Source organism: Paenibacillus sp. VCA1, from assembly GCF_031583795.1.
GTDB classification, from domain to species: domain Bacteria; phylum Bacillota; class Bacilli; order Paenibacillales; family Paenibacillaceae; genus Paenibacillus_AQ; species Paenibacillus_AQ albilobatus.
This window is the reverse complement of sequence record NZ_JAVLSX010000008.1, coordinates 268,503-291,905: the sequence shown is the minus strand read 5'-3', so window position 1 is coordinate 291,905 and position 23,403 is coordinate 268,503. Positions and strand designations below refer to the sequence as shown.

General features: G+C 53.3%; 19 protein-coding genes. 6 read left to right on the top strand and 13 right to left on the bottom strand.

The genetic code is table 11. The annotated features are described in order from the left end of the window. Window positions 1-216: 216 nt before the first annotated feature. Window positions 217-1,353 (bottom strand): YecA family protein, encoded by a 1,137-nt coding sequence (locus RJP21_RS19805; RefSeq protein WP_310860839.1) that lies wholly within the window; start codon window positions 1,351-1,353, stop codon window positions 217-219. A gap of 327 nt (window positions 1,354-1,680) precedes the next feature. After that, on the bottom strand, window positions 1,681-3,561 hold the full coding sequence (gene htpG, locus RJP21_RS19800) for a molecular chaperone HtpG (protein WP_310860838.1): 1,881 nt from the start codon (window positions 3,559-3,561) through the stop codon (window positions 1,681-1,683). Between the two features lie 275 nt (window positions 3,562-3,836). Between htpG and RJP21_RS19795 the strand changes: the two genes are divergently transcribed. The 4 genes from RJP21_RS19795 (at window position 3,837) to RJP21_RS19780 (ending at window position 8,443) form a co-directional block, all read left to right on the top strand. Continuing rightward, window positions 3,837-4,538 carry a response regulator transcription factor gene (locus RJP21_RS19795; protein ID WP_397386247.1) on the top strand — a complete coding sequence of 234 codons (702 nt, stop codon included), beginning with the start codon at window positions 3,837-3,839 and terminating at the stop codon, window positions 4,536-4,538. Beyond that, window positions 4,535-5,539, top strand: coding sequence for a sensor histidine kinase (locus RJP21_RS19790; protein WP_310860837.1), 1,005 nt, complete (start codon window positions 4,535-4,537; stop codon window positions 5,537-5,539). The genes RJP21_RS19795 and RJP21_RS19790 overlap by 4 nt, the downstream gene beginning before the upstream one ends. A gap of 224 nt (window positions 5,540-5,763) precedes the next feature. Then, a complete protein-coding gene (locus tag RJP21_RS19785) occupies window positions 5,764-6,534 on the top strand; it encodes an ABC transporter ATP-binding protein (RefSeq protein ID WP_160045211.1) in 771 nt (256 codons plus the stop codon). Beyond that, a complete protein-coding gene (locus RJP21_RS19780) occupies window positions 6,509-8,443 on the top strand; it encodes an FtsX-like permease family protein (protein ID WP_310860836.1) in 1,935 nt (644 codons plus the stop codon). Before RJP21_RS19785 ends, RJP21_RS19780 begins: the two co-directional genes overlap by 26 nt. A 129-nt stretch (window positions 8,444-8,572) precedes the next feature. On the opposite strand, the gene RJP21_RS19775 is transcribed toward RJP21_RS19780, so the two are convergent. Next, the gene (locus RJP21_RS19775; protein WP_310860835.1) at window positions 8,573-9,889 is read right to left on the bottom strand and encodes a D-arabinono-1,4-lactone oxidase; all 1,317 of its coding nucleotides are present in this window, start codon (window positions 9,887-9,889) and stop codon (window positions 8,573-8,575) included. After that, complete coding sequence (locus RJP21_RS19770) at window positions 9,877-11,070, bottom strand: amino acid deaminase/aldolase (RefSeq protein ID WP_310860834.1); 1,194 nt, start codon at window positions 11,068-11,070, stop codon at window positions 9,877-9,879. Before RJP21_RS19770 ends, RJP21_RS19775 begins: the two co-directional genes overlap by 13 nt. 543 nt (window positions 11,071-11,613) lie before the next feature. Between RJP21_RS19770 and RJP21_RS19765 the strand changes: the two genes are divergently transcribed. After that, window positions 11,614-12,246, top strand: coding sequence for a DUF3298 and DUF4163 domain-containing protein (locus RJP21_RS19765; RefSeq protein ID WP_310860833.1), 633 nt, complete (start codon window positions 11,614-11,616; stop codon window positions 12,244-12,246). Between the two features lie 518 nt (window positions 12,247-12,764). On the opposite strand, the gene RJP21_RS19760 is transcribed toward RJP21_RS19765, so the two are convergent. From RJP21_RS19760 to RJP21_RS19720, 9 genes are all read right to left on the bottom strand, one after another. Next, the gene (locus RJP21_RS19760; protein WP_310860881.1) at window positions 12,765-13,595 is read right to left on the bottom strand and encodes a carbohydrate ABC transporter permease; all 831 of its coding nucleotides are present in this window, start codon (window positions 13,593-13,595) and stop codon (window positions 12,765-12,767) included. Window positions 13,596-13,698: 103 nt separating this feature from the next. Next, window positions 13,699-14,571: a carbohydrate ABC transporter permease gene (locus RJP21_RS19755; protein WP_310860832.1), complete on the bottom strand. Its 873-nt coding sequence runs from the start codon at window positions 14,569-14,571 to the stop codon at window positions 13,699-13,701. Beyond that, window positions 14,568-15,641 (bottom strand): ABC transporter ATP-binding protein, encoded by a 1,074-nt coding sequence (locus RJP21_RS19750; protein WP_310860831.1) that lies wholly within the window; start codon window positions 15,639-15,641, stop codon window positions 14,568-14,570. Before RJP21_RS19750 ends, RJP21_RS19755 begins: the two co-directional genes overlap by 4 nt. Beyond that, window positions 15,623-16,504, bottom strand: a complete 882-nt coding sequence (locus RJP21_RS19745) for an HAD family hydrolase (RefSeq protein ID WP_310860830.1) — start codon at window positions 16,502-16,504, stop codon at window positions 15,623-15,625. Before RJP21_RS19745 ends, RJP21_RS19750 begins: the two co-directional genes overlap by 19 nt. A 16-nt stretch (window positions 16,505-16,520) precedes the next feature. Further along, window positions 16,521-17,834, bottom strand: coding sequence for an ABC transporter substrate-binding protein (locus RJP21_RS19740; RefSeq protein WP_310860829.1), 1,314 nt, complete (start codon window positions 17,832-17,834; stop codon window positions 16,521-16,523). A 303-nt stretch (window positions 17,835-18,137) separates the two neighbouring features. Further along, window positions 18,138-18,749, bottom strand: coding sequence for a glycerol-3-phosphate responsive antiterminator (locus tag RJP21_RS19735; RefSeq protein ID WP_310860828.1), 612 nt, complete (start codon window positions 18,747-18,749; stop codon window positions 18,138-18,140). Window positions 18,750-18,971: 222 nt separating this feature from the next. Next, a complete protein-coding gene (locus RJP21_RS19730) occupies window positions 18,972-19,301 on the bottom strand; it encodes a hypothetical protein (RefSeq protein ID WP_310860827.1) in 330 nt (109 codons plus the stop codon). A gap of 1 nt (window position 19,302) precedes the next feature. Continuing rightward, window positions 19,303-21,444: a PrsW family glutamic-type intramembrane protease gene (locus RJP21_RS19725; protein WP_310860826.1), complete on the bottom strand. Its 2,142-nt coding sequence runs from the start codon at window positions 21,442-21,444 to the stop codon at window positions 19,303-19,305. Between the two features lie 415 nt (window positions 21,445-21,859). Continuing rightward, entirely contained in the window at window positions 21,860-22,798 is a 939-nt protein-coding gene (locus tag RJP21_RS19720) for an aldo/keto reductase family protein (protein ID WP_160045183.1), read from the bottom strand. Window positions 22,799-22,959: 161 nt separating this feature from the next. Between RJP21_RS19720 and RJP21_RS19715 the strand changes: the two genes are divergently transcribed. Then, entirely contained in the window at window positions 22,960-23,304 is a 345-nt protein-coding gene (locus tag RJP21_RS19715; RefSeq protein WP_160045184.1) for a winged helix-turn-helix transcriptional regulator, read from the top strand. Window positions 23,305-23,403 lie beyond the last annotated feature (99 nt).

The following is a 23,403-nucleotide window of genomic DNA, read 5'->3' as shown; positions in this document are numbered from 1 at the left end:
CGATGAATGTGACGGCCATTTCACCAAGATGTCACCAAGTTGTGTACAAACCTGTCAGAGGCATCATTTCTTTAGGGAGCGGGATAAAATGAAAAAAAAGCCGCTATGCAGCGGCTTTCGAGAAATTATGCAAAACACCCTGCAGCCGGACGACCCAAAAGGGCGATCCGAAACGTGCAGGGTGCGGAATAAACTATAAGTACGAATAAATCCCGTTTACTTCCCGTGGCATTTCTTGTATTTCAATCCGCTGCCGCATGGGCAAGGTTCGTTTCTTCCGACTTTCGGCATCGCCTCGGCGCTGTCGTCCACGAGTCTGACGAGCCCTTTCTCCGGATCGATGGCGTTCATGGCGCTGAGCTGGACCAGCGTATGTCCGCCGTTAGCCCACATTCTTGTGTTATTATACACCTCTGCCAGCAGGGAAATGACGCGCTGCGCATGCACCGGCGTTTTGAAGCGAATTTTGTGCCGGTCAAACTGATTGATCAGTTCCTGCATCGAAGATTTTTGCACGCTGCCCCACTGGATGTCGTCAATCAGATTTTCCACCCGTTCTTGGTCCTGGCACATGTTGTTGAGCACAAATGCCTGCAGCTCTTCAAGCTGCGGAGTCATTTCGAAGTATCCCATATCCGCGTAACGAAGAAGTTCCTCCTTCGCCGGAACGTAATACAGCTTCTCGTCCAGCCCTTCTGCCAGCCCGGCGCTTTCGCCCGCACTTCCTGCGGCAAGCCCGTTGTACAGGACATCGTCCGCCAGAAGGATATGTTGGCCGCGACCGGCCATTTCGCCCGCATAAGCTGCAAGCTCCTCTTTCGTGATCGATTCGTCATGGTGCGAGTTATATACTTCAACAAGCTTGTCCAGCTTGATAACGCCATACAAATGGGCTGCGGCGGCGATATAATCGTAAATCTCCTGCTTGGAGCCCTGTTCTTTTTTCAGTTCGGACAAACCGGTCCGCGACGCGGCGGCCTTGATTTCCTCCGGCATCAGGACGTGCAGCTTGCCTTCGTTAAAAAAGCTGAATACCAGGCCGCGCTCCAGAAAATGCGAATAATGCCCGAAAGGCAGCGCGTTATCCTGAATGGACGGCTCATTCATTACTTTTTCCAGAAGGGCCCATTCATCGGCATTCGCTGCCGTTACGATCGGCCCCAGTTGCTCCGGGTCGGTCAAATATGCTGAAAGAGCGTCCGAAAGCTCTTCCTTCTTCATCTTGGAACGTCCGGAAATTTGATTGGCGGCAGCAAGCGAAGAGAGTCTTGATTTGGTCAAGCTTTGCAGAATTTCCGGCAAACGGTTCATCACGTCTCCGATGATGGCGTGCTGTATATTACGTTCTTCCATTTGTAACCTTGGGTCTTCCAACATTTACACCTCTTCCAGATTGATAAACATGCAGGTGACGATGTTGCTACATCCAAAAAAGCCTTCGGCATCGGCGAACCGAAAACGTTTCATTCGTTATAAATCGTACCCTGCGGCGGTCTAAACCGGATGCCCTAAATTGCGAGGCATGTGAATTTAGCCGCATCTTTACACATTATACACTATTCGAGCGTTTTCATCTTCTATACCGAAAATTTTACAAAATGCCAGGACGGGAAATAAGTAACAAAAGCGCCCGGCCTCCGGAAGGCCGGGCGACATTCATGGCTTTTTATGAAGACGAAGCTACACCATGATTTTACAAATGTCGTTCGTGAATCCAACAGGGTCTTGGATCGGAAGCCCTTCGATCAGCAGCGCCTGGTTGTACAGCAGGTTCGTGTACAAGCCCAGTTTCTCGCGGTCTTTGTCGAACGCTTCTTTCAAGGACTTGAACACCTCATGCTGCGCGTTGATCTCCAAAATTTTGTCCGCCTTGATGCCTTCGCTGCTTGGCATCGCGTTCAGCACCTTTTCCATCTCGATCGAAAGCTCGCCTTCGGCGGACAAACATACCGGATGCGATTTCAGGCGTTTGGACGCCTTGACGTCCTTCACCTTGCCGGAAAGCAGCTCCTTCATCGCCTCGAACAGCTCTTTGTTTTCTTCCGCTTCGGCTTTGGACGCCGCTTCGTCCGTTTCGGACTCGATGCCGAGGTCGCCGCTCGATACCGACTTGAACTCCTTCTCCTTGTAGTTCATCAGCATTTTGATGGCAAATTCGTCGATGTCGTCGGTAAAGTACAAAATTTCGTAGCCTTTATCGAGGACGAGCTCGGTTTGCGGCAGCTTCTCGATGCGCTCGACCGAGGTTCCGGTAGCGTAGTAGATATATTTTTGATCCTCAGGCATTCTCGCCACGTATTCATCGAGCGTAACCAGCTTTTTCTCTTTCGAGGACGTAAACATCAACAGGTCGGACAGGACGTCCTTGTTCATGCCGTAATCGTTGTATACCCCGAATTTGAGCTGTCTGCCAAACGCTTTGTAGAAGGTTTCGTATTTTTCGCGGTCATCCTTCAATAGCGACAAAAGCTGGCTTTTGATTTTGCTTTTGATATTTTTCGCGATCAGCGTCAGCTGGCGGTCATGCTGCAGCATTTCGCGGGAGATGTTCAAGGAGAGGTCCTCCGAATCGACCATCCCTTTCACGAAGCTGAAGTAGTCCGGCAGCAGGTCCGCGCATTTGTCCATGATCAGGACGCCGTTGGAGTACAGCTCAAGGCCCTTTTCGTATTCCTTCGTATAATAATCGAACGGCGTGCGCTCCGGAATGAACAAAATCGCGTTATACACGACGGCGCCGTCCGCTTTGACGTGCACATGCGTCAGCGGCTTGTCGAAACCGTACCGTTTTTCCGCATAGAAGTTCTCGTAATCCTCCTGCGTCAGCTCGCTTTTGTTTCTGCGCCAGATCGGCACCATGCTGTTGATCGTTTGCTCTTCCTTATATTCCTCGAATTCGCCCTCGCTGCCTTCCTTCGGACGTTGCCCGCTCACCTCCATCTTGATCGGATAACGGATGAAGTCGGAATATTTCTTGATGATCGATCTCAGGCGGTATTCCTCAAGATACTCGTCGTACCGGTCGTCCTCGGTGTTTTCTTTGATCTTAAGAATGATTTCCGTGCCTACCGAATCCTTCCCGCAAGGTTCGATCGTGTAGCCGTCCGCGCCTTCCGATTCCCAGCGGTAAGCCTGGTCGCTGCCCAGCGCTTTGCTGGTCACCGTCACCTTGTCGGCCACCATAAACGCGGAATAAAAACCTACGCCGAACTGGCCGATGATGTTGTGCCCGTCCTTCGCTTCGTTTTCGGCCTTGAAGGCCAGCGATCCGCTTTTGGCGATGATTCCGAGGTTGTTTTCCAGTTCCTCCTGGGTCATGCCGATCCCGGTGTCCGCAATGGTCAGCGTGCGGTTTTCCTTATCGGGAGTGATGCGGATATAATAATCGTCCTTATTAAAAACAATGTTGTCGTCGGTCAGAGCTTTGTAATAGATTTTGTCGATCGCGTCGCTGGCGTTGGAGATCAATTCTCTTAGGAAGATTTCCTTCTGCGTATAGATCGAGTGGATCATCATGTCCAGCAGCCGTTTCGATTCGGCTTTGAACTCTTTTTTGATCATGAGTCAGGCTCCTTTCGGCTCGTTGGATATGTTAGCACTCTTGCACAATGAGTGCTAATTCTTATTTTTTATATATCACACCTTGAAATTCGAAGTCAATACATCCGTCGCAATTCGCCTCATTCATGATAAGATGGATTCGAGTACAAATTTTGGAATTTCAATGGAACAATACGGGAATTAGATCTTGATTTCATGCAAGTTGAATCGCTGCGGTTCCGCTTTGTTATCAAGTACTAATGATCATGTTGATTCCAATAGAATAGGTGATCATTTTGCAACAAACCATCCTTATTATTGAAGACGACCGGAAATTGGCCGGGCTGCTCAGCGAATATGTGACAAAATACGATTTTCATGCGGTCGTGGTGGAAGATTTCAGCCGTGTGATCGAAACATTCGAGTCATGCAAACCCGATCTGGTGCTGCTCGACGTCAACCTCCCCAAATTCGACGGCTTTTACTGGTGCAGGCAAATCCGCAACCTCTCGCTCTGCCCGATCCTGTTTATATCCGCGCGGGAGCATGAGATGGATCAGGTGATGGCGCTCGAAAACGGAGCGGATGACTATATCACCAAACCTTTTCATTACGAGGTCGTTTTGGCCAAAATCCGCAGCAACTTGCGCCGCGCATCCGGCTCGTACGCCAAGTCGCTGGAAGAACGGACCATGGATGCGGGCAAGCTCAGGCTGTACCCGGAACGTTATGTCGTACAGATCGCCGGAAGAACTGCCGAGCTTTCGCAAAAGGAGTCTCTGCTTTTGGAGGCGCTGATGGACCGTCAAAGCCGTGTCGTCAGCAGGGAGCAGCTACTGGATCTGATGTGGAGCGACGGGCAGTTTATCGATGATAATACGCTGAACGTGTACATTACCCGCGTACGGAAGAAGCTGAAGGAATTGGGCGCGGGTGACTTGATTGAAACGGTACGGGGTGCAGGATACCGGCTGAATCCGGGCGGTGAGGCTCGATGAAGCTGTTTTGGAAGGATCAAATCCCCCTTCTTGCCTGCTACCTCGCGCAAATGCTGCTGGTCCCGCTGCTCTACTGGCTTTCCGGCGAAAACCGGCCGCTGCGCATCATCGGATACGGCATGTTGCTCAGCAGCGTCATCCTCGCCATCTACCTCATCATCCGGTTTATTCAACTCCGGAAGCTTTACGCTTGTTTGAGCAGCATCGGGAATATCGCTCCCGATACGGAGCTTTCGCTGGAAACGATTGGCGGCGCGCCGCTGCCGGAAGCCGTGCAGGAATTGCTTGACGCACGCGACCGATCTTACAGGGACAAGCTGAGCTTGCACGCAGACCAGATGCATCGGCACATTACGTTCATCAACCGCTGGGTGCACCAGATGAAAACGCCGCTATCCGTCATGCAGCTGACCCTGCGCGATGTCGACCAATCCGAAGCGGCCGACAGCATCCAGGAGGAAATCGAACGCATGCGCAAAGGTTTGGAGATGGTTCTGTATACCTCCCGTTTGGACCGGTTCGAGGAGGATTTCCGGATCGAGCGGATCGCGCTGCTGCAGGCGGTCAAAGCGGCCGTGACGGAGAACCGCCGGCTTTTTATACGCAAAGGCCTCCGGCCGGATATCCGGATCGGCGAAGAGATCGCGGTCTACTCCGATGCCAAATGGCTCCGGTTCATGCTGAATCAGATTCTGACGAATGCCATGAACTATTCCGCAGGAAAAGGGAAAACCGTGTCCATCACGGCCGAAATCTCCGGGAAGAGCGTCATATTGGACATTCGGGATCAAGGCATCGGCATTGCCAAAGAAGATCTCAAGCGGGTGTTCCAGCCCTACTTCACCGGGGAACGGGGACGGCAGTACCAGGAATCGACGGGGATGGGGCTGTATCTCGTTCGCGAGATTTGCTCCCGGTTAGGGCATGAAGTCGCGATCGAATCGGAGCTGGGGCAAGGCACAAAGGTCAGGTTCATTTTGCCGCATCATCCTGTTGCGTAAGTCTGCTAGGGGAATATCATATAAGTTGAAAAAAGAGAAGGAAGAGAACAAGCGATGGATGTTCATGCCGTTCGCCGCTCCGCATACGAACACAATCTTAACCTCGCTGTAAGGAAACGTTAATTCAATTCGATGGATAGGTTTTTTCGGGTTCGGTAGATTGATATCGGGCTCTCCCAATGAGAGACCGCCGCCAAACGACAGGAAAGGAATGAATGCTGCTTATGGAACTGCTGCAGGTCAAAGCCTTAAGCAAGGTCTATCCGGGAAAAATAAACACCCAAGCCTTAACCGATATCCATTTCAATATTGAACAAGGGGAATTCGTAGGCATTATGGGTCCTTCCGGGAGCGGAAAAACGACGCTGCTGAACGTGGTCTCCACCATCGACGAGCCCAGTGCGGGAGAAGTATTAATCGAAGGGATCAGCCCGCACCGCATGAATAAAAAAGAGCTGGCGCGTTTCCGCCGCAGAAAGCTAGGTTTTGTGTTTCAAGATTTCAACCTGCTGGAAACGTTGACGGTCGCCGAAAATATCGTGCTTCCCCTCACCCTGGACAACCGGAGGCTGTCCGACATCGAAGCTTCGCTGGAGCGCGTGGCGGGCAAACTCGGCATCGCCGATATTTTGAAAAAACGCACGTACGAAATTTCAGGCGGCCAGCGCCAGCGGACAGCCATCGCCCGGGCGCTGATCACTTCCCCCGCCATCGTCATGGCCGACGAACCGACCGGAGCGCTGGATTCGGGTTCGGCAAGACAGGTCATGGAGTCGCTTGAGCGCCTGAACCGTGAGGACCATACGACGCTGATGCTGGTCACGCATGATCCGGTAGCGGCGAGCTACTGCAGCCGGATTATTTTCATCAAGGACGGAAGGCTCGCGGCCGAGATCCATCGCGGCGAAAGCCGGCAGGCCTTTTTCCAACACATTATCGACGCGCTGTCATTCTGGGGAGGTCACAGCCATGAGCTTTCCTCAATTCGCGTTTAACAACGTCAGGCGCAATTTCGGCGCCTACTTCACGTATTTCCTGAGCAGCGCCGTCATGGTTATGATTTTTTTCGCGTACTCCATGTTCATTTACCACCCCGATCTTTCCCATTCGGATTTCGGCCAATACGTCTCCACCGGCATGCGGATTGCGTCCTATGTGGTCTACGTTTTTTCCATTTTCTTCGTGTTCTACTCGCTTAGCGCGTTTCTGAAATCAAGGAATCAGGAATTCGGCATGCTCATGATTCTCGGCGCGCGGACGGGCCAAATCAACCGGCTTGTTTTTCTGGAAAATATGCTGGTCGGCATCGGCTCCATCGTCGTCGGCGTCCTCGGCGGAATGCTGATTTCCAAGCTTTTTCTGCTCATCACCAGCAAAATCATCGGGGAAACCGAACTTCGCTTTTACTGGCCGGCCAAAGCCCTGATTGTAACCGCCGCCGCGTTTCTGCTGCTTTTTGTCGCCGCCTCGGTCTTCACGCTTGCGTTGATCCGGCATAAAAAGGTGCTGGAGCTGCTCAAAGGCAGCGTGATGCCGAAAAAAGAACCTAAAGCTTCCTGGCTTCTGTCCATCCTGGGCGCTTCGCTTCTGCTTCTCGGTGTGATTGCCGTAACCGGCAAGTTTTCCAAAAACACGCTGATGTACGCTGCGGTCGCGGGCATCGCCGGCACGTATTTCTTTTATACGCAGCTGTCGGTGGTCATCGTCAAACTGTTGAAAAAAAATCGGCCGCTCACGTGGAAAAAAACGAACCTGATCCGAATCTCCGAAATGGGCTACAAGCTGAAAGACAACGCGCGAATTCTGTTCATGGTTACGGTGGTCACCGCGATGGCCTGCATGGTCTCCAGCGTGCTTCTGTTCATGTACCAGACCAATGCCGCGACGTACAAAAATTCTCCCTATGCTTTGGTCTACATCATCCGTGACGCCAACGACGGAGAAGGGGAGCGCGGCTACATCGCCAAGGAGTTGAAGGCCAACGGAGTCCAATTTGCCGAACAAAAACTGGATTTCATCCACTATCGGGGCTTTGCGCTGAATGGCAAGCAACGGGGCATCGACCTGCTTCCGCTGTCTGCATATCGCTTGTTATCCGAACAAACCGGCCTGCCGGGCATTCAAAACGTGTCCGCTTCGGATGCGGCATTGCTCCTCAGCAGGACCACCAACGTCCAACATTTCAAGGATTTTGCGGATGCCCATCTGCAAAACAAACGACATAGCCTTACCGTCAAACAGACGGTCAATACGGACATTATGCCTTTCGGACCGTATTCTTCCCCGTTCCTGGTCGTGAGCGATGCGGCGTACAAGGATTTTGCCCAAGATCCGGAGCTGTTCTCGAAGATGACTTATTATTTGTATAAGATTCCGGCTTGGGATGGAGCGCCTCCCTCCCGGTCCGATCCGGAAGCAACCCTAGGTGCGAAACTCGCGGAGTGGAATCAGGCGGTGACTTCCCAGCACAACTATGAATACATGTTATATGCCCGGGGCGAAAATTATCAAAGCTCCAAGCAGTCTACGGCCGTGATGAGTTTTATCGGCGTTTTTATCGCCCTTATTTTCTCGTTGTCGTCGGCAAGCTTTCTCTATTTCAAGCTGCATACGGAGCTTCGTAAAGATCAGCGGATGTATCGCTCCCTGTCCAAAATCGGCCTTGGCGAAGACGAGATGGCGAAAGCCGCCTCGACGCAAATTGCGCTGCTTTTTTACGTTCCGATCGCGGCAGCCATCGTCGAAACGATGGTGGTTATCGTGCCCATCCTGCATGGGTTGAATCAAACCGGCATAATGCCGCCGATCCTTACTACGGCCGCGGGTTTCATCGTCGTTCAAACCGTCTATTTCCTGATCGTTCGGATGCAGTATGTCCGCAGCCTGCGCAAGCTTATGGTTTAATTGGAAGGTTGCCCAGGCTGGCGCGCTTGGCATCGCCATTTGGCCCGTCCGGAGAGACTATTCGTGAGATTTATAGCCGCACAACGCAAAACCCAAGCCCGCGGGGAATCGCGGGCTTGGGTTTCTTCTTTATTTAACGGCAAACAGTTTCTTCAAGTAATCGTTCTGGAATATGCCCAGCGGGTCCAGCTGCCTGCGGATTTCCTGAAAGGCATCCCACTTGGGGTACAGTCCTGACAATTCCTCGGCTGTTCGGGTATGCATTTTCCCCCAATGCGGACGCCCGTCATACCGCCGGAAAATGTCCTCGATATCCCGGAAATACGCCCGATGTTCCATCCCCTTATACATATGAACGGCGATATACGCGGAGTCGCGGCCGTAGGCCGGGCTGAGCCATATGTCGTCGCCTTTGACGTAACGGCATTCGACCGGAAAATGCACCGCATGTTTTTCGGCCGCGACTTTGGCGCGAATTTCGCGAACGACCTCCTCCATCTTTTCCGCGGGGACGCTGTATTCCATTTCATTGAAGCGCACCAGCCGCTGCGTGGCGAAAAGCTCGTGGCTGTACGCCGTATCCTCTCCCGTCGGGACAAAACGCGCCGACAGCCGGCTTACCGGCTTGCACAGGCCTGGAAGGATGCGGCAGCCAGCCGACAGCATGCCGAAAAAGGCGTTTTCCATCACAAGCTGATTGGCCTGCTGCCAAAAACGGCTTTCGGACGGCGTTTCGTCCGTTTCATCCAACAATTTCACCTGGACGGTGTCGGTATGGGGAAACCAGAAAAATTCGAAATGGTCGTGGTCGTCCCGAAACTCCGCCAGCCGCCCGAAGCATTCGTCAACGGTCAGGCGCATGCTTTTGTAGTGGAGCACCGTTCTCGGAACGACCCGGATGCGGACTTTGACCACGATCCCGAGCATGCCGAGCGAAACCTGCAGCGCCTTGAACAGCTCGCGGTTCTCCTCCTCGCTGCATGTCAGCAGCTCGCCGGATGCGGTAATCACCTGCGCTTCGAGCAGCTGCGTCGATATAGAACCGAAACGGATTCCCGTCCCGTGCGTTCCGGTTCCGATCGCCCCGCCGATCGATTGGATATCGATGTCCCCGAGGTTTTCCTGCGCCCAGCCCTGCCTGTGCAGCGCTTCGCTGATGTCCCGCAGCCTTGTCCCGGCCCAAATCCAGACGCTGCGCGAAGATTCGTCCACCGGCTCGACCCCGGCCAGATGGTCCAGCGACAGCAGCACGTCATCGGTCCGCACCAGCGGCGTGAAGGAATGCCCCGCCCCGATGACGCGGATGCCCTTGCCTTCCTTGGCGCAGGAACGGACCAAAGACATGATGTCGTCAACGGCCGCCGGATAAACGATATGTTTGGGCGTGCTGCGGACGGCGCCCGACCAGTTTTTCCAGACTTTCCGGTTTTCGTTTAAAGAAAGCATTGTCCATCCCCCCGGTAGGTTGTGATTTTTTCAACGATGCCGCCTTTCGATAGGCCGTACAAATAATTAAACCGTTCGCATAGCTCGCCGGCTTTCGCATGACGGAAAAAGATCGGGTCGCCCAGCGTGAGGGGCTCCTCCCCGTCATACTTTACGGGGGTCTGCACCTCCCCCGCGCCTTCCAGCGGCAATAGGGACGCCCCGGCCGGCAAATAAGGCAGCGGCAGTTTATCGCGGCCCGCGGCTCCCGAAGCCGTATACCCGCCCCCCAGACAGGTATATATATGCTTACCCGGCTGACGCACGATTTCAACGGCAAAACCCGCCGCAGGCAGATAACGGAAATCCCTGTAGTGGTCAAATAACGCCGGCGCAAAAAAACCGGAGCCGACCGTCACCTCCGTCACCGCTTCCTCCAGGACCGTCGTATGTAAACTTCCCGTGCCGCCGCCGTTTACGAAACGCAAAGGCGCCCCCATCGCGTCCTCGATCATGGCCACAAGCGCCGCCCGTTTTTCGGCTACCTGCTTGGCGGAACGCCGTTTCAGCGTCTGCACCAACATGTTTTTTGCCATTTTGTTCGGGTAATGGTCGCCCACGCCGGCAATCTGCGCTTCATAACCCATCACCCCGTCCAGCATGACCAGGCGGGAAGACAAGATCCGCTCCGCGAGCGGTCCGGCTTCGGCAACGGTACGAACCGGCGAGCGCCACACGCCGAAATGCAGCCCCGGAACGTCCAGCGACATATCCATGTCGATGCATACGGGAAACCGGACGCCGTGCCGGGCCGCGATCCGTTCGAGATGCTCGATGTGCGCGACCGAGTCGACCATCAGCGTAACCGACTTGCCTTGGCGGATCAGTTCGGCCATCCCCGCCAGCGCGGACGGCTCCCAGACCGGGTAACCCATCACGATGTCGTCCATCCCCTGCTTTACCAGATATATGGCCTCCTGCGGGGAAAAGCACATCAACCCGCAAAAAACCGGGCTTTGATGAAGAATCCGTTTCAGCAGCGCGGCGCTCCGGACCGATTTGGTCGCGATTCGGATGTTTTTGGAGCCGGCCCGCGCCAGGATGTGCCCGATATTTTTGCCGAGCATATCCAGATCAACGTAGGCGAAAGGTTTCGGAATACGCTCAAACGCCTGTTTGTAGTAAGAATAACCCCGTTCCAAACTTTTCCCTCCTTAAGAAAAACATCGATCGACGTACTTTCACAGAAGAGAGACCGCGCTTAGCGGAAATTTTCCTTGAGATATAAGGAAGCCCTCGCTTCGAAACTTGTACCTTCTTGTATCTTAAGAAAAACATCGATCGACGTTCTCTCACGGAAAACAATCCAGGCTGTATGCAGGCAGAATGCCCGGGACAAGGATGGGTAAGCGCTATCATTTTGGCGGACGACGATCGGAAAAATCTACTTTCGGCAGTTAACGATGCCTTTTGCGGTACTGCGACTTCCCGAGCTGATATCGGAAAAATGCGGGTTTTACGGAGTTGAATATGCGGATTCATGGGGAAAACGGTTGAAAAGCATTCAAAAAAGCGTGCTGTGCGAGGCTGTCGTAAATTATCCTCATTTTAGCCGAAAAGGAAAATGCGGGCAACGGATTCTTTTTCGGGGGATCGCCTCTCCTCGCCAATGGCTTTCGCCAAAGTCACGAAGTAACCCGCTTGCGAATAGGCTAATGCAGCAAAATTCGAACATATGGGAGCGAATGAAAATGCCTCTATACCAGCCGCCCGTTCATGTGCAAACCCAAACGTATAACGCCCCGGGCATCCGGATCCATTATCCCCGAATTTCCGGACTGGCCAATCCCCGGGCGGAGGAGCGGATCAACCGCGCGATCGTGGAGAAAATTCAGGAAATGCAGCGCATCCAGCAGCATGTTCAAACCGGGAGCAACCCGCAAACGGTCGGAAATTTCGAGATCAAAACGAACGAGCGCGGCATATTAAGCCTGATGCTCAGCAATTACACGTATTCCACTCCCATGGCCCACGGTTATACCGTCGCCAAAGGGCTGACCTTCTACACCGGCTCCGGCGCCTCCTATGCGCTGTCCGATTTGTTTAAACCGGGCTCGAACTACCAGGCCTTGCTGACGGACGAAATCAACGCGCAGATCAAAAAGCGGAACCTTCCCGTCCTGGAAGGCACGGCGGTCACCGTGCAGCCGACCCAGGATTATTATTTGGCCGACAAAGCGCTCGTCATCTTTTATCCGCTGTATTCGATTACGCCCTATTACGTCGGGTTCCCGATGTTTCCGGTTTCGGTCTACGTCCTGCAAAACATCGCCGCCGAGGAAGGGCCGCTGACGATACTGGCAGCCGATATCGCTTAAACGCGCGCCCATTGCCGTCCAAACAGCAAAAAGCTGCTCCATGCCGCCGTAAAAGTTGTTATATGTCGCAAAAAGGTTCTCTTTTGAACTTAGCCAATAAAGGAGTTGCTTCCTACTCTTTTCTCTTTTCAATATGATCGATCTTTTCCTGGAGATTTTTTATTTCAGCCTTTAACTTGATGATATCCTTTCTGATTTCGGATCTGTTAACAGCAAGTTGTACGATTTTATAAAATGCTAATATAACAACTAAAAATATGATTAAAAGGGCTATAGCTCCTCCAAAACCTACCATTCCAATTCCCGAATGACGAAGAGAGCATATGCGTGAAAAGGATGAAGCTAACTTGTGTAACTATCAGTAGATATTCAAAAACGGATAATATGCACGAAAACAGGAAGCACGCTTGGTGCTTCCTGTTTTCGTTGTAGGAAAATTGATTTGAAATACCGTTATCGATGTACGTGGATCCGCCGTGTTTACCTTGCAGATTCCCGCTTCGATCGTAAACGTTCGATCATTTGACGCCGTTATATACAAACGCCTTGATGATTTGGCGCTGCGACAGGAAAAACACGACAAGGATCGGCGCCACGAGGATCAGGTTGCCTGCCATCAAAATATTCCACGTGCCCACGCCTTCGACCTCGCGGATTTTGGCGATCCCGATCGGCAGCGTTCTGGCGGTTTCGTTCGTCGTCATGACCAGCGGCCAGAAATAATCGTTCCAATGGGCGATAAAACTGAACAACGCGAAGGTGACAAGCACCGGTTTCACCATCGGGACCATGATCCGGACGATGATTTTCCACTCTTTCGCCTGATCCAGCCTTGCCGCTTCGATCAATTCGTCGGAGATTTGCCGGAACGCCTGCCGCAGCAGGAAAATGCCGAAAGCGCTCGAGGCAAATGGCAGGATCAGCCCGAGATGGGTATTCAGCAGCTTGAAGGTGCTCAGCTCCAAATAGACGGGCAGGAAAATCAGCTGGCTCGGGATCATCAGCGTGACCATCACGACGCTGAACAAAAAGCCCGACCCGGCAAACTTATACCTGGCGAACGCATAGGACGCCGGAATGATCGTCAGCATTTGCAGGATGAGGATGCTGACGGAAATGATGACGCTGTTCGTTATATAGTGCAGGAACGGCCCCGTATGCCAGGCGTCGACGTAGTTTTTCCAAACGGGATGGCGCGGAATCCACTCCGGCGGGAAGATCATCGTCTCCGGCAGCGTCTTCAGCGACGTGGACAGCATCCAGACGAAAGGCAGGGCAAAGATCAGCACCAGCAGCAGCAGCCCGGCGACGTTCGCGACGCGGAGAATAAGGTTCAAAATTTTGCGCAAAAGGGCTTGTTTCGTCCGGATCCCGTTCAGCGGATGGCCGGCTGCGGCCCGGATCGGGCCTTCGATGGCGCGGTTTGCGGCTTTCAAGCGTTACACCTCTTTCTTAACGGTAATGAACCCGGTTCGATAGCAGTTTGAAGTAAATGATCGTCAGAATGCCGACAATGACCAGCAAAATGACGCCTGCCGCGGAAGCATACCCGATTTTAAAGAACCGGAAGCCGTATTCGTAAATGTAGTACACGAGCGTGTTCGTGGAATTGACCGGTCCGCCCTGGGTCATGATGGCGATCGTTTCGAACACCTGGAACGAACCGATCATGTTGATGATGACCAGGAAAAAAATCGTCGGCGACAGCATCGGCAAAATCAGCTTCGTAAACGTCGTCCACGGCCGGGAACGGTCCAGGGAAGCCGCTTCGTAAATGTCGGCCGGAATGCTTTGCAGACCGGCGATAAACACAAGCGTGTTGTACCCGATTCCCTTCCAGACGGCGACGATGACGAGCGAAATGAGCGAAGTGCTCGGATGCGACAGCCACTGCAGCTTCCCGAAGCCGAACAACCCGATCACCCAGTTGAGCAGCCCGTATTCCGGATCCATCAGCCAGCTCCACAGGAGCGAAATCGAGACGAGCGAAATGATGTGGGGGCTGAAAATCGCGCCCTGCACGATGCCGTAGAAGACGTTCCCCCGGTTAAGCCATAAGGCGAGCAGCAGCGACAGCCCCGTCGTCAACGCCACCGTTAACACGGTATAAATGGTCGTATTGGAAAGCACCTGCCTGAATTCCGGTTCGGTAAGCAGGTCCACGAAATTTTGAATGCCCACGAACGTTTTCGTCGGGCTGACGAAATTCCAGTCGAACAAGCTCAAATAAAGCATGTAAAAAATCGGATAAATGAAAAACAGCGAAAAAATGATGATGGCCGGAGCAACCATGCTATAGGGACGAAGTTTATGCCAAAGCGTCATACGATCGCGCCTCCGGCAACCAAAGGTTTGGCCGAAACTCCCGCCTCGTGCACTCTGCCCCCGTCCGGGCCGAAATAAAAGAGCTGCTCGTACGGAACCGCAACGTTTACCTTGTCCGCCGACTCCAGCGGTTTCAGGAAGGTTTTGACGAAAAACATGCCGGCGTCCGAACGGATCTGATAAATGCTTTCGGCGCCCAAACTTTCGCGGGTGACGATGTCTCCCTTCAGCACGAGCCCCTCCACCGGACGGTCCGGGTTCAGGATACCCTGCTCGGGCCGGAAACCGACATAACCTACCGGACGGTCCGAACGGACGTCGAGCCCTTGCACGTCGCCCATATTCATGACGTTCATCGCCGGCGTGCCGATAAATTGGGCGGTGAACAGATTGGCCGGGTCCTGATACAGCTTCATCGGGGAATCCGCCTGCTGGATCTCCCCCTTGTTCATGACGACGATCTCGTCTCCCATCGACATCGCCTCCACCTGATCATGGGTTACGTAAACGAAGGTGGTGCCCAGGCGTTTGTGAAGCTGGATCAGCTCCGTCCGCATTTGGTTGCGCAGCTTGGCGTCCAGATTGGACAACGGCTCGTCGAGGATAAACACCTTCGGCTTTTTGACCATGGCGCGCGCGAGCGCGACCCGTTGGCGCTGCCCGCCGGACAGGTTTTGCGGTTTTTTGTCCAGGAAAGGGGCGAGCCCGACGATCTCCGAAATATCCTTGACGAGCTTCTCGCGTTCGTTTCGGGATACCCCCCTGTTTTTCAGGCCGAACTCGATATTGCCGCGGACGGTCATGGTCGGGTACAGCGCGTAATTCTGGAACACCATGGCGACGTCGCGCAGCCCGGGCGGCGTATCGTTGACGCAGGTGTCGTCGATCCAAATCTCCCCACCGCTTTGCTTCTCCAGCCCCGCGACCATGCGCAGCGTGGTGGATTTGCCGCAGCCGGACGGGCCGACGAGCACCGTAAAGGAGCCGTCCTTAATCTCCAGGTTCAAATCTTGAATGACCGTTTCGTCCTTGAATTTTTTGCTGATTCCTTTCAGCAGGATTCGTGCCATTCGTGCATCTCCTCCTTCATTTTCCGCTCCCGTATGGCGCGCATGAGCCGTTCCAGTTCATCCAGCGTCGTCAGCCGCAAGTCCCAAGCTTCGGAATCATGGCTGGGATAAGGGGAAATAAAGCAGGTCCGGCCCCCGATCCGTTTCACCGGATGCAGATCATTCCACGGGTTATCCCCGACCGACAATATTTCATGCCCCTTGTACCCCTGCCGCAGCAGGGAAGTTAAATACGACTCCAGCCCCGCCGGTTTCCCCGCGCCGAAGCACACTTCTTCGAACATATGCCGAATCTGCATGAACTCCAAAAATTCGGCGCCAGACTCCGGATGCGTATTGGTCATAAGCACTCTTTTTTCCACGCCGAGCTCCCCGATCGCCTGCATCAAACCGCCGTGAACCTCGAAGCGGTAAGGAGCGGCAAGCATTTCCCGCCGCACCCTGTCGAAAGCTTCGCCCAGCTTTATGGCCGGCAGCTTGTATTTGTGGCTAAACATGGCGACGATGCCCCAAGGATCGCCGATATGAAGCAATTCCCCGTCCAGGATGGAATCGAACTTGTACAGCTTTTTTCGAATCGGGACGGATGAACCGTCCCATGCATATCCCCGCGCCAATCCGTCTTCCAGCCGGATGACCAGCAGATCGTCCTTCAGATGGTAAAAGTGGCCGAACCCGAAAGCCTGCTCCCCGGACCGGATCGCTTTTCCCATGCCGACCGCCGCCTCCGTATCCGCCTCATGCTCCGTTCCTTCCAGCAAATAACGGATATAGCGCTCCATAAAGGTATCTTCCTGATATAACGTGCCGTCCATATCGAAAATAACGACTTTGATGTCCTCGAACCAGCTGTCTACCGTCATCTCGGCATGATCCTTTCTATTTCCCAAGCAGTTTGTTCGCTTTTTCAGCCGCTTGATTCAGCGCGTCCTGCGGGCTTGTTTTCGGGTCGATGATCGCTTTTTCGATCGCGTCGCGCAAAATTTTGGCTACTTCCGGATAAGCGTTCTCCATCGGGCGCGGTCTGGCATATTGAAGCTGATCGACGGCAACTTTATATTGAGGGTATTGCTTGAAATGCTCCTGAAGCTCTTCGCTTTCTACAGCCGACGTGCGCGTCGGCAAATAACCGACATGTTTATGCTGGTAAATCGTGTTTTCCTTGGACGTCATCCACTTGATAAACTCCCATGCCGCTTCCTTCTCCTCAGGTTTGCTTTTCGACGTCATGACCAGCTGGCAGCCGCCCGTCGGCACGCCGTAATCCTTGTTGGCCGGCATGAAGGCCGTTTGCAGCTCGAAGCCGTTGCCTTTGGCGATTTCCAGGCTTTCCGCCACGCCTGCCGTCGAATTGAACTTGAAGGCCGAAATTTGGTTTGCCCAATCCTTGTTCGCGGTCGCCCCCGCTTCATCGCCGACAGGCATTTTGATCAGGCCTTCGCTGGAGAGCTTTTTCCAAAACTCGACCGGCGCGACCCCCGCCGCATCGTTGAATGCCGCTTGTTTGCCGTCTTCGCTCAGCATGTGGCCGCCGCTTTGAGCTACCAGCGCCTCGTAATACCAAATATCCACCGGAAGCGTCATGCCGAATTTTCCTTTTTCCTTCAAAACTTTCGAATATTGCTCGAGCTCCTCCCACGTTTTCGGACCGGCAGGGTCAAGCCCGGCTTCTTTCAGCATCGTCACGTTTTTGTACATGATCGGGGTGCTGCGCATAAAAGGAAGTCCGTACAGCTTGCCGTTGACGTAGGCGTTCCCCATCAATCCCGGGATGAAATCGTCCAGCTTCACCTGATCTTTGTCCTTTTCCACATACGGGGTCAGCTCTTCCAGCATGCCGGAATTGGCGAATACGCCGGTCGAGGCGATCTCAAGGTCCGTCACCGCCGGAGCGTTGCCCGCGGCAAACGCCGCCTGCACTTTCGCGTGAAGGTCGTCGTAGTTGCCCTGGTGTTCGGCCACAACCTCGTATTTGTCCTGCGATTCGTTAAAGGTTTTGACCATGTGCAGCTTTGCTTCCTCGATTTTGTCCCCGTAGGCGTACCAGTATTTGATGACCACCTTCTTGGACGATCCCGCCGCTTCGGCCTGCCCTTCGACCGTGGCGCTATCCCCTCCGCCCGAACCGCAGCCTGCCAAAGACGCTGCCATGAAAGCCGCAAGCGTTAAAGCCGTTAACTTCTTCTTGAACACAGTCATTCCTCCACCCTTTTTTTGTAAGGATTTTGCAAAATTCGATTCCTGCCGCTCCAGGGTACAATATATAGACGAATTAAACCGTTTCGCTCTATATATTGCTGATTGGAAGTCGCTTTTTGGATTTTTGCAAAATCCTCTTGTAAAAACGGCCCGGAAGCAGCAAAAAAGAAACCTGAAAAACTAACGGCAGCGAAAGCGCGGGCCGCAGCAGATCAGGTTTCTCCAAGACTCCAACCGGTTTATTTACTTGTTGATACCAATATAAAGGACAACTGTTAAATCCGTTTCGGCAAAAGGTTAAATCTTCATCAATTTTCGTTCCGGTTTCCCCCACAGTTCGGGTCTGGAAGAAGAGATGGCCGTTGCGCCGTGGGTCAGGCAGGCCTCCGCATGGGCTTCCTCGTACAATAACCCTCCGGTAATAATCGGAATTTCCGTAAACGACTTTACCCTGCAGATCATCTCCGGAATCCGGGCAGGCATCAGCTCGATAATGTCCGGTTCGGTTTGCGAGAGGCTTTTGGCGATATTGTCGAGCCCTTCGCTGTCGACGAGGAAAAAACGCTGCACGGTCAGCAGCCCCATTTTTTTCGCGTTTTTGATGATGCTCGTTTTGGTGGAAATCACCCCGGACGGCCGGATGCCCTTGGCCAAATATTCCAGTCCGTACCGGTCGGTGCTGAGCCCGCCTATTTTCTCCAAATGCATGAATACGGGCAGGCCGTGTTCCTTGAATACGTTGACGTATCCCTTGACCACCCCGATATGCCCCGTCAGCAGAAATATGCCGCTTAGCTGGTCCCGTTGGCGGAGAGCCAGCTCAATATGCCGCGGGTCTTTAATTGAGGCGATACGCTTATGCTTGGCGAGACCACGGTAAAACTCCTCTTTGGTTATCGCGTCATTCATCGGTTTGCCTCCTTCGTTATCATTCGAAATCCCGTATGTTTTAAGCATTTTTTTCGAGGGTTTGTTGCTTTGATTCCAATTCCATTCCATCGTACAGACGAAACATTTCCCGACGGTTAAGCCAAACGCATCATTATGTAAATGCACTAATAAGTGGCTGCCGTACCGCAATCTCCATTAAAAAAAGCCCGGAAATAAACTCTCCGGACTTTCCTTATTCGCTTAACCTATATATACGACAGTGCCGCTGCGCCTGTATGCTTTCGGCAGTTCCGTCTCGAGCAGCTCCAGCCTTTGCAGCATATGCTCAAGATCGTCCCCGCGCATGTTGGCCTGCGCCCATTCCTTAAGCCGGGATACCTCGCCCAGAACCGCGGGAAGGTCCTCCTGCTCCAAGTCAACGCCATTCTCGAACAATGCAATCCACTGAAGATTTAATTCCCTGATGGCCGGCACCCAATATTTGCGGTAAAAAGACTCCGTCGCAACCGGAATCGTAAAGGAACGTTCAAAATCATCCACAGGATCAACAATAAAAACCCCTACAGACATTTTACTTCACTCCAAACCGTATCGAAAATGTGTAATCCGGAAATTCCTGGCGCAAGCGGTTCAAGCTGTTCTCCGCCGCGGCTCGCAGCGCCGGCGTATCTCCATCCAGCTGAAACTCGAAACGCCGGATACCTTTGATTTGCTCAAGCGTCGGGATTTCCGGTGTTCCGTCCGGCGTCGTCCGTGTTCCGACCGCTTTCTGAAGGTTGTTAATCCTCACCTTTGTTTTCTTGTATAGCTGTTTGTCCGTAAACTCCTGCGGCGTCTGCTGCGGTTTGCCCGTTTTCGGATGGATACGGTCCAGTCCTTCAGCCGACTTCGCTTCATAGAACACGCCCTTTTCCAAATCGATCCCGTCGATTTCCCCAAGCGGAGAATTCCGGCTGTCGTACAGCTCAACTCCCCGGTATTTCGCCTTGCTCCAGTGAACATAATCGTCGGCATCCCCGTGCGTAGGATGCTCCTCGGGATCCTGCTTCGGCTGAGGTTTCTCCCCTTCAGGCTTATAGGGTTTCTTAGGCACTTCGGGGTCCGGCTTTGGCTTTTTTCTCCTCTTCTGCAGCTTCTCCAGCCAGTCTTTCAACCGGCGGCTGCCCCGCTTGCCGAAGCGTTCGGCGATCCGGCCGAAAGGAACGCGGCTGAGCGCCAAACCGATCAGCGCAGAGATCGCATTTTCAGGCGTGAGCAGCCGCTTGGGGTCCCGAATGTCCTTGGCAATCTCATAGCCGCTAGCCGGGATGCTCGCTGCCGTCATTGCGATGCCGAGAGCCGGCCAAAATTCAACGAATAACAGCGACAGGGCGAACGCCCCAAGCACGATGGCGCCTTTTTCCCAAAAGCCGAGGCGGTCCCACCAGTCCTGCAGCGAATCAAACATGCAGGAGAAACATGCAGGTTCTGCGGGATGAACATGCGCCTGCCAGTAAACGGCGAGTCCGGCCAGCATAACGAAGACGAGAAGCACGGTTACGCCGGCTGCAGCCCGGAAATGCTTCAGCATACGCGCCTGCAGATCCTCCCGGAGGCTTTCAGCCTCACGATTGCCGTATAAAAGCGAGAACCCCGTCTCTCTTCGTTCCCGGGTCCAGGACATGGCGCTCGCGAAGCTCTCCCGCCGGGTCAAAAGCGCCTCGAGCATATACCAAAGCTCAGACACCGGATTGATGACCCCTTCTTTCTCCATCCTCGGCAATTGGCTTTTGACCCGGTTCAGCGCGGTATAATCCATGACGAGTCCCAAAGCCAGCAGCATCAGGAAAACACCCTTTGTCCGGTATCCGCTGCCGGTCCATTCGCTGAGTTTCATAAACCAGCCTGGCAAGGAATCCTGCCCGTTATACGCAGCATGTTCCAGGATGGACCATGTCAACAGAAGTCCCGGCAGGACGAATATGGCGCCGTTTAACCGCTTGCGGTACCGTACCGCAAGACCGATGCCCAGTGCGATCATGCCGGTGTGTACGGGATGGCTGACGGACATGATCGTCGGGAAAAAACTTTCCTCAAAACGTCCGGGGAAAAGAGTCCAGAAATCCCAATGGATGGTCTCTCCTCCGAGCATCGTGGTGCTGTAGCCATACGTTCGCCCGATAATGCCCGAATTCAGCCACCGTCGGCTGAGCTCCTCCATCAGCTGAAAACCGACGCCCGCCCCCGCTCCTGCGAGCGTATAATCCGCCAGACTCATGGAAGAGGCGCGCCGCGAGAACAGCAGGAACAACCCCAGCGGCAGCAACTTCCACACTTCCTCGAAAATCGGGGTCAACACGGCTTGGGACCAGAGGTCATCCGTGTCTCCGCCAAACAGCCCGTGAGCAGCTAACAGCGTCAGCGCCGTCATCGGAATAACGAGAAATATGCCCAGAAGCATAAACCTGGCCGCCTGTTTCCAAGTAAAGGTTTTACTCCGGCACAAAAACCAAAATTGAAGCATTACGTAAAAAGACCATAAGTACTGAACCAGCATCGTGCGCGAATCCCTGTATAAAAACAGGCCCAAGAAAAAAAACAGCAGCGATATCCAGCACCATACGGCGTACAGGGCCCCAATCCAGGGATATCGCCGCCCGATCGCTTTCAGCCGATCATATGCCGCTTCCGCCAGGTCCCTGATCCTGCATCGGATCCGCCAGACCGTATCCATTTCAACCCCTCCTTAACCGAAATCCAGCTTTCCCCATAGGCTGTACTGGCATGAGTTCGTTTACATGTGGATCATTCGGATGACGCAGGGAGCAGCCGCCCCCTCATAAATCACTTCTTTCCAAATCATACCCTAGGTTACGCCGCTCAGAATATAAGAAATGGAAAAAGGTAAAAAATCGGACTTTATTCCCGCAACAAGCGAACTATGCAAATATGGACAATGCCCGGTCGGGGAGGAGAAGACAACCTTCATCCAGCCAACGACCGCGCTTTTATCAGCTGAAACCAATGGCATATGGGAATACATCCGGACAAAAAAATAGCTGCCCAATCATGATGACTTGAGCCGCTATTTCTTGATCTGTATTCATTATCGTTGAATCAATCGTCACTTAGCCCGGTTTATCCCTGTTCTATTTCAAAATGTCCTCGATGCGGTTCAGCACGTCTTCGCTCAACTCCACGCCGGAAGCCTTGGCATTCTCCGTCACCTGCTCCGGACGGCTTGCGCCAACAAGCGCGCTGGCTACGTTGCGATTGCGCAAAATCCAGGCCAAAGCCAGATTTCCCATGGAAATTCCGAGTTCGCCCGCAATGCCTTCAAGCTGCTTCACCTTGTTGATTTTTTCTTCGGTGATGCCCTTGCGCATCCATTCGAGTTTGGCGGCACGGCTGTCCTGCGGAATATCGGAAACCGACGTGTATTTGCCTGTCAGCAGTCCTTGCGCCAGCGGGCAAAAGACGACTTGACCGATGCCGGAACGCTCGGAGAGCGGCATGATTTCTTTTTCGATGTAACGGTTGAACATGTTGTATTCCGGCTGGTTAACCACGATGCGGTCCAGCAGATAACGGTCGGCTACGCCCAGCGCTTCAGCGATTTGCGAGGCCTGCCACTCGCTTACGCCGACATAAAGCACTTTGCCCTGACGGACCAGATCATCGATCGCCCGGAGCGTTTCTTCCAGCGGCGTTTCGGCATCATGGCGGTGGCAGTAGAAGATGTCCACGTAATCATGCTTCAGACGCTTCAGGCTGGCGTGTACCTGTTCCATAATATGTTTGCGGGACAAGCCGCGGTCATTGGGACCGTCGCCCATCGGCCAAAATGCTTTTGTAGCAAGCACGTAGGACTCGCGCGGATACGCTTTCAAGGTTTCGCCCACCAGCTCTTCCGCCGCGCCCTTTTCATAAACGTTTGCCGTATCGAAAAAATTAATGCCCAGATCATATGCCGTTTTGATCGAATTCACCGCATTTTCGCGTTCAACGTAACCGCCGTATGTAAGCCAGCTCCCCAAGCTGATTTCGCTGACCTTCAGGCCGCTGCCGCCCAATCTCCGGTATTTCATTTTTCATTCCTCCTTGAGATCATTCTAGATCATTCTGGTTACACCCTACATTCTAAAGAAGTTCGTATCCGATTTGAAGAAGTGAAATGTTTTTCACTTAATTATACCAAGGATATCTAGTATACTTCAGTATAGTAGATATCCCTATGGAGGTGACCTTCGTGACAACGGCAAAAAAAGCCAGCAGCTATATCCCGAAAAATCCGGAGTTTATCGAATGCAACATCGAAAAAACGCTGGACGTGCTCGGCGGAAAATGGGCTTTTCTCGTCATCCGCGAACTGTTCTGCGGAACGCTCCGGTTCGGGGAGCTTCAGCGGCGGATCCCCAGCGTGAGCCCCCGGGCTTTGACAAGCACGCTGCGCCATCTGGAAGAACATGGGGTGCTTGAACGCAAGGTGTACCCGACGGTGCCGGTGACGGTGGAATATACGTTGACCCCCAAGGGTCAGGATTTGCACGGCATTTGCCATCAAATGAAGCTTTGGGCGGCGCGGTGGACCTAAAAGTCGCGCCCCAGCGGATTGCTCTTCATACAAAAAAAGCGCAGCCGGTATCGGTGCGCTCTTCTGTGAATCGAGGTTCCATAAACTGAGATGCGGAAG

Bases quoted from the DNA above. Each gene is read 5' to 3' on its own strand.
- RJP21_RS19785 (WP_160045211.1), top strand. From the start codon at position 5,764: ATGGAACTGCTGCAGGTCAAAGCCTTAAGCAAGGTCTATCCGGGAAAA.
- RJP21_RS19720 (WP_160045183.1), bottom strand. From the start codon at position 22,798: ATGAAATACCGGAGATTGGGCGGCAGCGGCCTGAAGGTCAGCGAAATC.
- RJP21_RS19790 (WP_310860837.1), top strand. From the start codon at position 4,535: ATGAAGCTGTTTTGGAAGGATCAAATCCCCCTTCTTGCCTGCTACCTC.
- RJP21_RS19730 (WP_310860827.1), bottom strand. From the start codon at position 19,301: ATGTCTGTAGGGGTTTTTATTGTTGATCCTGTGGATGATTTTGAACGT.
- RJP21_RS19755 (WP_310860832.1), bottom strand. From the start codon at position 14,571: ATGACGCTTTGGCATAAACTTCGTCCCTATAGCATGGTTGCTCCGGCC.
- RJP21_RS19735 (WP_310860828.1), bottom strand. From the start codon at position 18,749: ATGAATGACGCGATAACCAAAGAGGAGTTTTACCGTGGTCTCGCCAAG.
- RJP21_RS19805 (WP_310860839.1), bottom strand. From the start codon at position 1,353: ATGGAAGAACGTAATATACAGCACGCCATCATCGGAGACGTGATGAAC.
- htpG (WP_310860838.1), bottom strand. From the start codon at position 3,561: ATGATCAAAAAAGAGTTCAAAGCCGAATCGAAACGGCTGCTGGACATG.
- RJP21_RS19775 (WP_310860835.1), bottom strand. From the start codon at position 9,889: ATGCTTTCTTTAAACGAAAACCGGAAAGTCTGGAAAAACTGGTCGGGC.
- RJP21_RS19780 (WP_310860836.1), top strand. From the start codon at position 6,509: ATGAGCTTTCCTCAATTCGCGTTTAACAACGTCAGGCGCAATTTCGGC.
- RJP21_RS19765 (WP_310860833.1), top strand. From the start codon at position 11,614: ATGAAAATGCCTCTATACCAGCCGCCCGTTCATGTGCAAACCCAAACG.
- RJP21_RS19745 (WP_310860830.1), bottom strand. From the start codon at position 16,504: ATGACGGTAGACAGCTGGTTCGAGGACATCAAAGTCGTTATTTTCGAT.
- RJP21_RS19725 (WP_310860826.1), bottom strand. From the start codon at position 21,444: ATGGATACGGTCTGGCGGATCCGATGCAGGATCAGGGACCTGGCGGAA.
- RJP21_RS19750 (WP_310860831.1), bottom strand. From the start codon at position 15,641: ATGGCACGAATCCTGCTGAAAGGAATCAGCAAAAAATTCAAGGACGAA.